This window comes from Psychrobacter sp. P11G3 (genome assembly GCF_001435845.1).
Classification (GTDB): Bacteria; Pseudomonadota; Gammaproteobacteria; order Pseudomonadales; family Moraxellaceae; genus Psychrobacter.
This window is the reverse complement of record NZ_CM003596.1, coordinates 1,759,186-1,772,627: the sequence shown is the minus strand read 5'-3', so window position 1 is coordinate 1,772,627 and position 13,442 is coordinate 1,759,186. Positions and strand designations below refer to the sequence as shown.

General features: G+C 43.6%; 11 protein-coding genes. 5 read left to right on the top strand and 6 right to left on the bottom strand.

Features of this window, described 5'->3' with window-relative positions; all coding sequences use genetic code 11:
* Positions 1-461: 461 nt before the first annotated feature.
* The 3 genes from AK824_RS07190 to AK824_RS13805 all read right to left on the bottom strand — a co-directional run bounded on the left by AK824_RS07190 (position 462) and on the right by AK824_RS13805 (position 4,374).
* Positions 462-1,202 carry a proteasome-type protease gene (locus AK824_RS07190; protein ID WP_057760236.1) on the bottom strand — a complete coding sequence of 247 codons (741 nt, stop codon included), beginning with the start codon at positions 1,200-1,202 and terminating at the stop codon, positions 462-464.
* Positions 1,203-1,243: 41 nt separating this feature from the next.
* Positions 1,244-2,029, bottom strand: a complete 786-nt coding sequence (locus tag AK824_RS07185) for a transglutaminase family protein (protein ID WP_057760234.1) — start codon at positions 2,027-2,029, stop codon at positions 1,244-1,246.
* 86 nt (positions 2,030-2,115) lie between these two features.
* Positions 2,116-4,374: a circularly permuted type 2 ATP-grasp protein gene (locus tag AK824_RS13805; protein ID WP_057760232.1), complete on the bottom strand. Its 2,259-nt coding sequence runs from the start codon at positions 4,372-4,374 to the stop codon at positions 2,116-2,118.
* Positions 4,375-4,595: 221 nt separating this feature from the next.
* On the opposite strand from AK824_RS13805, the gene AK824_RS07175 reads away from it, so the two are divergent.
* Positions 4,596-5,213: a GDSL-type esterase/lipase family protein gene (locus AK824_RS07175; protein WP_227511130.1), complete on the top strand. Its 618-nt coding sequence runs from the start codon at positions 4,596-4,598 to the stop codon at positions 5,211-5,213.
* 214 nt (positions 5,214-5,427) lie between these two features.
* Here the strand turns inward: AK824_RS07175 and AK824_RS07170 are convergent, their stop codons facing one another.
* Complete coding sequence (locus tag AK824_RS07170) at positions 5,428-6,528, bottom strand: DUF2855 family protein (protein WP_057760231.1); 1,101 nt, start codon at positions 6,526-6,528, stop codon at positions 5,428-5,430.
* Positions 6,529-6,578: 50 nt separating this feature from the next.
* On the bottom strand, positions 6,579-8,018 hold the full coding sequence (locus tag AK824_RS07165) for an NAD(P)-binding protein (RefSeq protein WP_057760229.1): 1,440 nt from the start codon (positions 8,016-8,018) through the stop codon (positions 6,579-6,581).
* A gap of 118 nt (positions 8,019-8,136) precedes the next feature.
* On the opposite strand from AK824_RS07165, the gene AK824_RS07160 reads away from it, so the two are divergent.
* The 4 genes from AK824_RS07160 to AK824_RS13695 all read left to right on the top strand — a co-directional run bounded on the left by AK824_RS07160 (position 8,137) and on the right by AK824_RS13695 (position 12,370).
* Positions 8,137-8,724 (top strand): TetR/AcrR family transcriptional regulator, encoded by a 588-nt coding sequence (locus AK824_RS07160; RefSeq protein ID WP_057760227.1) that lies wholly within the window; start codon positions 8,137-8,139, stop codon positions 8,722-8,724.
* 233 nt (positions 8,725-8,957) lie between these two features.
* Positions 8,958-11,012, top strand: coding sequence for an autotransporter domain-containing protein (locus AK824_RS07155; protein ID WP_057760225.1), 2,055 nt, complete (start codon positions 8,958-8,960; stop codon positions 11,010-11,012).
* 174 nt (positions 11,013-11,186) lie between these two features.
* Positions 11,187-11,930, top strand: coding sequence for a M90 family metallopeptidase (locus tag AK824_RS07150; RefSeq protein WP_057760223.1), 744 nt, complete (start codon positions 11,187-11,189; stop codon positions 11,928-11,930).
* A gap of 191 nt (positions 11,931-12,121) precedes the next feature.
* Positions 12,122-12,370, top strand: a complete 249-nt coding sequence (locus AK824_RS13695; protein ID WP_227511129.1) for a virulence RhuM family protein — start codon at positions 12,122-12,124, stop codon at positions 12,368-12,370.
* A gap of 295 nt (positions 12,371-12,665) precedes the next feature.
* On the opposite strand, the gene AK824_RS07140 is transcribed toward AK824_RS13695, so the two are convergent.
* Positions 12,666-13,334, bottom strand: coding sequence for a hypothetical protein (locus AK824_RS07140; RefSeq protein ID WP_057760221.1), 669 nt, complete (start codon positions 13,332-13,334; stop codon positions 12,666-12,668).
* Positions 13,335-13,442: the final 108 nt, after the last annotated feature.

The following is a 13,442-nucleotide window of genomic DNA, read 5'->3' as shown; positions in this document are numbered from 1 at the left end:
TATTGACAATAATAACTGTTATGAGGCAAACTTAACGAGTTGTGAGATTTAGCGTTTCACCGTTTACGGTGAGGGGCGACGTTGCGTCGTCCACGAGTCAAGCCATTACATTTTACCCAAGGAAGACTGTTTCAGTCCTGCTAATACCTAGATAACGGCCCTAGTGTCATTAGCTCGCTGGCGCAATCACGCAATCGTGATTGAGCTAATGCACTAGGGCCGTTATCTAGGTGCAGTCCAGTGAGTCTTCCATGTACCAGGTTATGAGGTAGATTACACAACAATTGAGTGTGACATCGCTATGATGACATTCAAGGTCGTTAAAGCAAAACCGGATTAGGGCTGTTTATTCAGCGCTATTCCGGTTTTTTATTGCCTGATTATTAGTTGACAATAAAAAAGCCCTTTGTCTATCACAAAAGGCTTTTTAGTGCAGAAAATATGATTTTATACGGAACTATTTATCCCCAATAACCATCAGGACATTTAGGCAATTCAACCAAAGTCCGACGTAACGCATCTGACCACTGATGACGAATCGTATTAAAGTACTCATCACGCTCATCAATACGTCGGCCATTGGGCAGAGCTAGGCTGTCATTGTCATAAAGTACAAAATCTATCGGCATACCGACTGATAGATTTGAGTGAATCGTGGAATCAAATGATAGCATTAATGCGCGGGCTGCGTGTCTTACATCCGTGTTATAGCTGACAGAACGATCCAAAATAGGTTTGCCATATTTGCTTTCACCTAATTGAAAAAAGGGCGTATCTTCTGTGGCTTTGATGCAATTGCCTTCAGGATAGATTAGGTATAGCTCAGGTGGCTGTCCTTTGATTTGACCGCCAAGCATAAACGAGCTGGTAAAGGCGCCATCGCGACTAGAGTTAGCGACTGCTTTTGCATGGTTCATCTTTTCACGCATACATTCGCCAACCATTTGCGCAGCATCAAACAACGTCGCTACCGTATTGAGGTTGCTCTCAGCACGCTGGTCAATGTCGCTTTGTAGTTTATTGAACACTGCTTGCGATGTCGCTAAGCTACCAGCTGTCTGTAACACCATAAAGCGCTCGCCCTCAACGCCGTATTGATACAACTTTCTGAATGTTGATATGTGATCAACACCGGCATTAGTGCGTGTGTCACTGGCAAAGACCATACCGTCTTTTAGACGAATGGCAGCACAATAGGTCATAAGATACCCTTGATGAAAAAAGTAATAGAAAATAGCAAACGCTATGATAGCTTTTTGACTAATACCAAACTGTAAAGATTTTCGTAACCGCCGCCCATACGCACGCCGCGGACAGGCGCCGTATCTAGATAGTCTCGCCCAATCGCCACATACACATGTGAGCTTGGGGTAAATGCTTGATTTGAGATATCAAAAGTATACCAGCAACCATCCAGCCAAACCTCAGCCCATGCGTGACTGGCCATGTGATTTTCGGTATCGTCATACAGATAACCGGATACATAACGCGCTGGAATCTGTTGATCGCGCAAGATACCTAAAAATACATGCGTATGGTCTTGGCACACACCGGCACTTGTCGCAAACGCTTCAGCAGCGGTCGTACCCACATGCGTGACGTCTTTAACAAAAGGCATTTTCATAATAAGGGCATTCGCCATTGCTTTTAAGCTGTCATGAGTAGGGGTTTTTAGATATGGCGCTGCAAATTCTCGCATCTCTTGTGAGCATTTGGTCAATGGGGTTTGTACGGTAAATAGCAGGTAGGGGACATGATCCATATCTTCTAGTCGTTCGGTTTCGGTATTGATCTCAACGATACCTGACGCCTGCATTTGTAAGTTGTTATGTGCCTCGTTACGACTGAGCGTGAGCCATGCATTACCAAAGCCGTCCTTTTGATTGGTCGCCACTTTAGGGAGCATGACATCCCATTTATGAATGGTTTGGTGTGGCATTTGCATGGGGGTCATGCGTATATACTGTACACTGCGCTGCGCCAGCTCATCGTAATAATAGTTGGTTTGGTGACTGATTTGAAGTTTCATGGCATTTTCCTTATAGCATCTTTCTATTTTCTGTTTATTCCATATGTCTCATGAGCCATTGTTATTGGTTTTTGGCTAGACACCTTCTATACACCTTGACGCAATATGAGATTGAACTCTTTGCTAATCAGCGCAAAATCACTAAATTTCTTTGACCTGATCATCTGGTTGGTCAAGCGAATAAGCTCACGCCAGCGCGTATTCTCCGGCAATTCATTAATCCAGTGTCTGAATTCAAAACTGATCTCTGTTGAATCCTCTCCCAACAAGACGGCGCGCTCAAGCTGCTCAAAGTGACGCCCTAATTGCCAAAAACAAGTCACTGTCGGATTTTCTTGTTTCATCGCAGCGTTACACGCGTGTAGCTGCAAAGTCGCTGCTCGATACGTGCCAGCACTTGATAAACGCTTAATCAAGTTATATAACTCAGCGGTATCTTTACCAATGACACCTTTGGCCTCTTGGACATTATCCTCAATCGATTGCACGATATTGGGTATGATGTTTTGTTCCAAATCAGCCATCATTTGTGCTTTCATGGTGGTCAGTGACACTTCACCATCAACGGCAAACCCTAAGTGACTAATTAGATGTCTGATCTGTGATTTTTTGAGATCGCCTTTGATAAGTTGTTTGATAACATCGTCGTAGTAATACAGACGCTCACTATATCGGCCTAGCCATATTAAGTGACTGGCGGTAGAGAGTAGCAGTATCATGGGCGCATCATCTAAACTCTCGTAACCTGTTTCTAAGGGCTGGACGCGATCATAGTAGTTCGCGTGCCCTGAAGAATTGACACCTACTGATGATAAAGGCGAGCACTTGTCGGTTTGCTGGCTGTCTAAATCACTGTCATCAATAATCCAAGTATCTTTGATACCGCCGCCTTGTGATGAATTGACGACCAAAGACCCTTCAACCATGGCCACTCGTGTCAGACCACCGGGTACAATATCTACTGTGCCATCACCATGACTGAGGATAAAGGGACGCAAGTCAATATGACGCGGTGCGATACCATCGCTTACGGCAGTAGGATTAGTAGATAATGAGATAGTCGGTTGAGCAATAAAGCCGGCTGGGTTTTCAAGCAGACGCAGGCGATATTCTTCGATTTCTTTTTTGGTTGATGTTGGACCAATAAGCATCCCGTAGCCACCTGAGCCCTGCGTTTCTTTTACCACTAGCTTGTCTAGATTATCGAGCACATATTCCAGATCGTCAGGCTTACGGCACTGGTATGTCTCAATATTAGGTAGGATAGGCTCTTCATTTAAATAGAATTTAATCATATCCGGTACAAAAGGATAGAGACTCTTATCATCGGCCACGCCCGTACCTGGGGCGTTGACAATCACCACGTTACCAGCGCGATAAGCACTCATTAGTCCTGATACACCCAATATGGAGTCAGATTTAAAGGCTAACGGGTCAATATATGGATCGTCAATGCGGCGGTAGATCACATCGACTTGTACCTTGCCACGAATGCCTTGCATATAGACTTTACTGTCCTCAACGACCAAATCATAACCATGGACGAGTGGCACATTCATCTCATGCGCTAAGAAAGCATGCTCATAATAGGCACTATTAAAGCGACCTGGCGTTAAAATGACGACTTGTGGATCATACTTGGATGTTGAGCTGGCAAGACAGGCTTTGAGACGGTTGGGATAATCACTGATGCCCATAATAGGCGTTTCAGTAAATATATCAGCTAATAGTGTCTCTGATATATTGCGGCTTTCAAGCATATATGAGACGCCCGATGGGGTACGCAAGTTATCCTCTAACACACAAAATTTACCTGTCTCGTCTCGAATCAAATCAATACCGCTGATGTGCGAATAGATAGGTTTGTCCAGCTCAATGCCCATCATCCATGGCTCATAGCAGCCACTGGCATAGACGTAGCTGGCAGGGACGATATCTGCCTTCATGATGGCTTGGTCATGGTAGATATCATGCAAAAAAGCATTGAGAGCGGTGATACGTTGTTTACAGCCTGCTTCTATTTGTTTCCATTCGCTCGCGGCAATAATGCGTGGAATGATATCAAACGGAATCATACGCTCGATGTTTTTGGCATCGCTATAGACGGTAAAGGTGACCCCTTTACGATAAAAGATATTTTCTGCTTGTTCGTTTAAATAATTGAGGGCATCCATGTTGATGTTATCAAGCCAATGACCAACGGCTTTTGCAACGGGACGATACTGACCTTTACTCGTTTGGAGTTCATCAAAACTTGGTGCGCGTGATGGGGGAGTGTCTGTTGAGTTACTGTCTGCTGACTTATTTTGTGATTGACTCTGGGATTGAGATGATTTTTTATTCATAAGTACCTCACGTATCCTTGGTAAAGTTATACTTTATGATGAATACACTGTCTATGCTAAGTAGAGTAGCACTGGTACTGCGCCCAACAGGTAGTCTATCTCCTGTATGAACTATACAACGGTTACTGAGCAATATACAACAAGAGTTAAATAATAGATTTTTAAAAACTTGAACCTAATTCCAATAAGTTTAACTCAATAAAAACAGGAGGAGAGAAGAGATGAAGCTACGTGGTAGGTTCTTAATGCTGGCAGGTATAGGGTTGTCAGCGACTATCAGTGTGACTGGCTGTGGTAGCGAACCGACACAGACGGCCTTGCCCGCTGGTAGCACAGTGGTCGCACTTGGCGACTCATTGACCTATGGTTATGGCGCAAATCCTAAAACAGCGTATCCTACGGCGCTAGCAGAGCTAAGTAAATGGAACGTCGTTAATGCAGGGGTCAATGGTGACACTTCTGCAGATGTGCTTACTCGAGTGAATGAGATCACTGAGCAAAACCCAGATTTGGTTTTACTGGGTGTGGGTGGTAATGATGTATTGCAGCGCATTGCGCCTGATACGACACGGGCTAATATCATCGCAACTATAGACACCTTACAATCCAAAAATATTGATGTTGTCCTAATCGCTGAGCCGCATCTCAGTACTAGTGCTTTGTTTGGTAAGGCCAGTGATAATCCACTGTATGAAGATATTGCGGAAGCTGAAGGCATACCTCTGTATTCTGATGGCTGGTCAACTGTACTGTCAGATGAGGCTCTAAAGTCTGATAAAATTCATGCCAATGCTGCAGGGGCTACAGACAGTTCGCTGAAGGGTTGCATGATTATCTGAAAGACGAAGGGTGGGTACGCTAAACCGAAATTTAAACCATGGTTTTTAAGTTCAAAAGTTTTTAAGCTTAAAGATTATGAGTAGGGCGCATGCCTGTAGTCAGTATATAACGCACAAAAAAAGCAGAGAGCTTGTTGACTAGGCTCTCTGCTTTTTAATTTTCATTTTGCTAATGACAAATAGTCGATAAATTTTATAGCCAGACTTTTATGGCCTAGTCTTTTTCATTGTCACCCATGACGACTACCAAACCTTCATCAGCAGCTATCTTACCTTCGCAGATATCTTTATAAACCTCTAGTAAGCTATTGACTCCATCAAGCTCTTGAATCTTTAACCACGCACTAGTTTTTGCGGTGCTATTCATGATGTAGTGCATAGAGCGTTTATTAAATTCTTCAGGGCCCCATTCTTTCATACGTTGCTGTACATGACTGGGCGCAAAAAACTGTTGGCTACGTTCTTGAATGATACCTTCGGTATGACGTGGCTCGTCCCAGTGCGTAAGACCGACATTGCTGGTGTAGCGCATGTTATCGCCTAAGTGTCTATGTAGACGACTCAGAACATCAGTGTTGGCCGACATATCGACAATAACCGTCGGCTTAGTTGCATCAATCTGCTCTAGTGTGTCATAGCTAAGCACACTGTCATAAGCGTCAATTGACTGAACAAAATCTATATTACGGTTTGAGGTGAGACTGATAACGTGCGGTGCGTCTTTATCATCAACTAAGCCGTATGCTAAGCCAGTACTGGTCTTGCTAGAGGCACTGATAATCACCACTTGCTCTGCGCCAAACCAGTCATTACTCTTCAATAGATCATGTAAGCAGAATGAGGTTAAGTGCAATACGAACAGTAGCATGCGCTGATTGTCATTGGCACGGTCATAACCAGGTTCATAATTGACGCGCTGATACATATTGTAGCCAGGCGGCAGCTCGGCACGATGGGCACTACCATCCAGCAGGCTGCTCTGCGTGACTCGCTTGGGTGTTACGATTAATTCATTGGCGGGCGGGAAGTAACCGAATAAGCGCTCACCGACAGGTAGTGCATCACTATTTGATTCGATCACATCGCCAAAGCCCCATACTGGAATAATACCCCATTTCTCAGGCTCGTCACCATTTGGCGGAAAAAACTGCCAATAGCGTAATTGGTCACCCATGACTGCATAAGTAATATTATTCGCAGTAAAAGCAAAGCGATCAACTTTGACACGTACTTCACCATTGCCAAGAGTGTGTATAGGCGTCTCTTGTAGGCGAGCTTGAGTTAGGTTTGCTTTATTGGTCTGAAATTCTTGCATGGTTATTTCCTTTTTTATTTCCTTTTTTATTTTACTTTATGGTCATCAGGTTAAGCATTAGCAGTTTTGGCTTGACGTGCTGCCGTAATTTGCATGACTTCACCCATGAGTTTGGGCATGTTTGCAGCGGCTTTTGGTCCTGCTTCTTTTAAACGCTTAAGGATGGCTAACTCTTCAGGCGGGGTGTCTTCGCTGGCACGTACCAATTTGGTGAAGCCGTCTAAGCGATTGTTAATCATCCATTCACGTAGCGCAGGCTCTTTCGACCAACGCATTTGATTCTGCATTTGTTTAACAAGCCCAACCAAAAAGTCTGTATCGTGATTTGGGATTGGTACCACTTGGCATAACTCGTTTTTGACAGTTTCGTCATCGTAATTGGCCTCGATGTGGGCGATAAATGCGGCACTAAATACAGGCTGATAGGTACGTACGGTTTGTACCACCACGGTATCACCTTTGAACACATCGTACGTCTCTGTCACTGGTACTGCCCGTGCAGAGCAGTCGATATGCATGGTGTTAGGGGTGGTAGAAATGCTGTCCTCACCAAAATAAATCTTGTCAGTATCTAAGCGAGTTACGCGACCTTTACGCACAATATTTTTAACACGGCGTAATTGCTTAAGCTCTTCACTACTAATGGTGGCACCATGGAACATTTGCGGGCGTACATTTGGATCAATGCGCATTAATACCCCGCCTTTTTCTAAACGATTAAACAGGTCTTCGATGTTTTCTGCCTCAGCAATCGCTTCTGCTTGAGTAGCCTGCGCTCCAATAGTATGGGTGAAAAAATCACGAGAGGGTTGGGTGTTTTTACGATCGATCAGCCAAGCATCTCTTGGCATAATCCACGTGATATTGTCTGGATCAATTTGATTCTCTAGTAGCCATAAAACCGCATCAATACCTGTCTTTCCGCCGCCGATAATAACGTAACCATCACGGGGTTTGGTTAGACTTGGCAAGTCATTTAACGGGCCAAACTTGACACCTTTAGCAATCTCGAAGTTTGGGGTATGGGTCGCTGGTACTGAGGTTTTAAAATAAGTGCCATCAATGATTTTTTTATTGACCTTAACCTCATAGCTGGTATCAGACAGCAATGATGAAAACTTGCCGTCGCCTTGGTACTTACACATCGGGAAGTATTTCACGCGGCCACTTGGTAAAAACGTATGCTTCATGACTTTATCAAAGTACGCCATAACTTCTGCGCTTGATGCCAGCTCGGACAAGCCTTTATTTAAACCAATTTTATCAATCATACCGCCACAAAGCTCACGTGAGCTAACGCCATAAAAAGACGACGGCTGATGTAAGGTGACAAACGAATAGGCATCGTTCCAATGACCACCTGGCTTATGATGTTTATCGACGATAATAATATTAGCATCTGTTTCTGTGAGCAGCACATCGGCAAAAGCCATGCCCACCGCGCCACTACCAATGATTAAATAATCCGTTTCTAGCTGTTGAATACTCATAGTGTCCTTACTCTAAGTTGAGTTTCTATCAACACAATCAATTCATAATTGTTTGTGCATAACAGTGTTATATACTAGAATAACACTGTTATAATTGTCAAGATATAGTGAGAATCTAATGGATGCCAGAACCAAAATACTAAACGCCGCATCTGAGCTTTTCTTGGAAGGGGGTGGGGACGCCTTGAGTGTACGCGCTATATCCAAGCGGGCAGGACTGTCCACCATCGGTATATACAGTCACTTCCAAGGTAAGCAAGGCATACTAGATGCGCTGTACATAGAAGGATTTAACCTAGTCCGTGAAGCCATGGATGTCATTCCAGAGGGTAGAGCAAACAAAGAGCAAGTGCTAGAGGCGTGCCTAGGGTATCTCAATGTAGGCGAGAAATATGAAGCGCATTATCGGCTGATTTTTGGGGAATCTGACGCAGGATATCAGCCCTCAATCGAGGCCATTGCAGCCAGAGATAGTGCATTTTCAAAGTTGGTTCGGGTGGCAGGCTCTTATTTATTAGAAGATGCTAGCGTGACGCAACGTCGGCAAATAGCGTTGGATATTTGGGCAATCGTACATGGGTACGTCAGTATCAGTCACCATGTAGTGTTCGCCGATGAACTGGAGCTAGACTGGAAGACGATGGCACTTCGTGTGGTTGAAGTACAGTTGGATGCCAGTGACCTAACCAAAGCTAAGTATCAGTAAATCATTCCTAAATGAACCGATAAATCAGCAGTATGGTGGGGGAAATTAATACCAAACAGTGATCCGTAAGTATTAGTCACGGATAGGTAACTACATAGGTACATAGCGTTTTGATGAGTCACCATCCTGCTTAAAAAGCAAATAAGCAAACATATGTCTTTTATCTTGTAAACTGCATTATTTTAGGTTATTTTTCAGTATCGTTTACCGTTCTTTAACCAAGGAGAAGCAGTTTGGATACTAATTTATCACCGCTTAAGATTTCAGTGGTTGCGGCGCTGACACTGCTTACAGGCTCGCAAGTATTTGCAGAGGCCAACTACGGTGATTATGGTACAGAAACGGCGCTGACGCTTGCCCGTGACTATGCTGGTCGTTATACAGGTTCCGATAAAGAAGTCCAAGCTGCTGATTATATGCAGCAGCGCATGACCATCGATAGCAGTAACAACCAAGTCAATCGTCAAACTTTTGATTTTGTAGCGCCTCGTGGTCTATTCAGAGGTCAAACGTTAACGAGTAATAACGTTGTTGTGACCCAAAAAGGCAGTGCTGATACTAACAGAACGTTGTTTGTCGGCGCACATTATGATTCTGCCGTCGCCTATCCAAATTACGAAAATCTAGAGGCACTGGACGATAATGCTTCTGGGTCTGGCGTCTTAACTGAGTTGACCAGAAACTTGACTGGCATTGAGACAGAGCATGACATTCAGTTTGTGGCATTTGGTGCAGAGGAGGGCGGTCTCAATGGCTCAAAAGCATTTGTTAATCAGCTCACGGACGCAGAAAAATCAACAGCACTAGGCATGATTAACCTAGACAGTCTGATTACAGGCGATAAAATTTACGCCAATGCAGGGCGAAATGCTTATGACGATGATGGCAACGAAGTGGCTGCCAATGTAAGTTTGCGTGAAAACGCACTGCGTATTGCTAAAGCGCTTGGTATTACACTAGAAGTCAATCCAGCTATTATTGCACCAGGTGAGACAGAGCCATACGAGCCTTATGGCGTTGGCTGCTGTAGCGATCAGGAGTCTTTTGATAGTATCATGCAGGTCGTAGGGTTTGAGGCTACTAACTGGGGCCTTGGGCCTGATTATGATGGTTACACACAAACTGAAAACCCAGATATTCCAGGTGGCTATACGTGGCATAACCCTGCATTAGACAATGAGGAAGTACTTACTGCGGCCTTTGGTGAAGAGCGCATAGCGCAAAGAATGCGCGACTACTCTCGTATCATCAGCAGATTGATTATGGAGCAAACCAATGCTGATATCATCGCATCAACCAAAAGTGCGCTCAATCTTCAAAATACAATGGGCACTGCGTTAAAAAATAATGCTACCGACTCGCACTCAGCGGTGCTTGAGCGCGCCAATGCTTTGACATTACATACTCTCGATGATGCGCAGCCTTTTGATACCGAGTCGCGTACTCAGGTTTGGGTAGATGGCTCCCAAAGCTACGTGGATGCTGATGAGGTGCAAGAGGGCACTCGCGCCAATATTGGTCTATATGGCGAATATACGGTACAGCCAAGCTGGCGTGTTGGCGCAGGTGTGCAAGCGGCCAATCAAAACAATAACACCGTAGAAAACGGCATTAAAAAAGACACAAGCTATGGCGTGCAAGCCTATTCCTTATTGGGCGGCAAAGACACGGCTTGGTGGAATACCACATCTCTGAGCTTATCTAAACATGACTTGGACGTTAATAGAACGGTAAAACTGGATGGTAATGACGGCATCAATATTATCAACAATAGCGAACGCGGTGATGCGGATGCTGATGTGTTTAGCGCATACAATGAGCTTGGCTATAATTTTCTTATCAAGAAAAACGTCGCGCATGGTGCCTTTTGGGGTCTGAATTACAGTGATACAGACATAGATGGTTATACTAGCGGCAATGCAAACTCTCGCACTGCGTTAAAGGTTGATAGCACCTCTAGCGAGGCATGGGATTCAGAGCTTGGTTACCAGTTACAATATGGCTTTGATTTGATGGGCACGCCTGCCAAACTTCAAAGCAAAATCGCTTACGTGCATGTTATCGACGATGGTTTAACCGATAGTTTATCGACAACGTCTTTAGCTGACGGTCAAACAAGAGAGGTTAGTATCACTCAAGTAGATAAAGATGACGACTATGGACGTTTTGAGCTGAGTGTGAGTAACAAGGTTCATAAAAACGTTTATGCGTATCTGAATGGCGATACAACCTTTGCACGTGACGATAAAGATAGCTCAGTACAACTAGGCTTGCAATATCAATTTTAAATCTTGATGTGTGAATGTCAGACTGCGCTGCTCAATAATTCATTTATGAGCAGCGTTTTTTGCTTATGCATGTCAATATATTAATTATAAATGCGTATTACTGATTGCCGCTACAGTAACCAGATTCAGTAATACCAATATGTGCAAAATACTAAAAGAATAGGGGTAGCGTATATGTTTAGCATCATAAAAGACTGGCGTGAACAGCGCATACTAGATAATAGCGAGTTTACCCATGCCGATTGGATGCATGCGGCTGAGCGTATCGTGATACTCGACAGATTAAGTGTTGATGAGATGACGCATCTATTTGAGCTCGCGACATTGTTTTTGGCTGATAAATCATTTACTGGGGCGCAAGGATTCGAGATTACCAATGCTGTCAGACAATCTATTGCACTACAAGCCTGTTTGCCGATCTTGAACTTAGGTCTTGACTGGTATGCTGGTTGGTCATCCATCATCATCTATCCTGGCTCGTACAAAAGCAACAGTACCACGGTAGATGAGTTTGGTATCGTCCACGAAGGCACTCAGCACCGTAGCGGAGAAGCATGGCTACGTGGGCCTGTCATTCTCTCATGGAAGGACGCGAAACATTCTGGCGAGCGTGATGGACACAATGTTGTTATTCATGAGTTTGTACATAAACTCGATATGATGAATGGCCGTGCCAATGGTTTTCCGCCACTGCAACCTGATATGGATCCTGCTCGGTGGACACAGATTATGTCGCGAGATTTTGAAGATTTTCAAACACATCGCAAGTCAGGGCTTGATCGTTATGGCGCAACCAATCCTGCCGAGTTTTTTGCCGTTCTCAGTGAAGTGTTTTTTGAAACGCCGCAAAAGCTAGTTGATGCTTATCCAGATATTTATGAGATTATGGTGAAATTCTTTCGTCAGACGCCGTTATAAATGATATTTATAGAGATGGTGACAGTAAACTGTATTCAAGACAGCATAAGCATATTGGAATTGGGGAAGTTGAGGTGACTAACACTATAAGTGATAATGTGGAAAAAGTAGAGAACTATTAAAGTGCTGGTGGAACGTCGCAAGTAGATGTACGTTTTGAGCAAGAGATTGTCTGGCTGTCACAAGCACAAATGACCGAGTTGTTTGGTCGTGATCAATCAGTAATTTCTCGCCATATTACTAACGGCACAAACGATGAAGAAATCGCTGAAAAAAGCAATATACAAAAAATGCATATTGCAAATTCAGACCGTCCGGTGACTTTTTATGACTTAGACGTGGTTATATCAGTCGGTTATCGCATCAAATCTCCTCAAGGCGTGCAATTTAAAGCGCTGGACAGCGTAGCGGCGCTTTTTCGTGGATTTTTTACACCGTAATTATCGACTGCTAAACGATAAAGGCGACATGGTCATCAATAATACCGTGCTTGCGGCATTAACCTTATTGGTCGCTGAATCTGACCCCAATCAAAAAAATTGATCAAATTGATTATGAATATGTTGTCGTTAGAGGGCTAGTAGAAAAGATTGTTATTAAAAACTATACCAAAGACCATGTAGTACAAGCTGCTATATATATTTTCTCGAATATATATAGTATTTATCACCAGATAGAGTAGGCTGCCATTTAAACAAGTCTTATAAAAGTTGTCGGGCAATCTTTCTCTACGCCTTAAACCGTCCATTGGTCATTAATGATAGCCACTAGATATCGCTTGCCTTGATACTCATCAAATACCAAGCGTAGTACCCGCCAGTCCATGCCATCATACTCATCCGTGCCTTTATGATAAAAATCTACAACATCTGATACTTGGTATATCTCTTTTAGATTATTGATCGAATTACCATTATTTTTGAATTCATTTACATTAATACTAGCACTATTGAACTTTTTACCATCCACCCAAGTATCTAAATAAGTAGGTAAGGGCATGACCTGAAGATCGCCAGTACCGTCTTTTTCGCCCCAAGTAAATTGGATGTTGGACTGCTGTAAATACTGTGCAAATTGCCCACGGCTAAAGACTTTATCTGACTCAGGCCGTACATAAGCGTACATCGAAAAACGAACGCCACGTGTTGGATGGATGTCATTAGTGATTCTAGAAAAGTCCTTATTGGCCAGTGCGCGCTGTATACGTAACGCTTGCTGTCTAAGGGTTTGCTGACTGATATCAGTATTAATAGGTGTTGATGAACTACTGGTTGGCTGAGATACAATGGCTTCACTGGACTCAGAAGCAGACTGACAACCCGTCGCAGCTAGCGTAAATAACAGAAGGCTGCTAGAGGCTAATGTCGCAGATTTTTCCTTAAAAAAAGCAGGTAATGTCATCATAAAATCATCCTTAGCACAGTTATTAGCGAAAGAAACATCACTATAAATTGTCATGGGAACCAGTAAAAAATACCACAAAAGCGCTATGTAATAGATATTTTGGTAAGT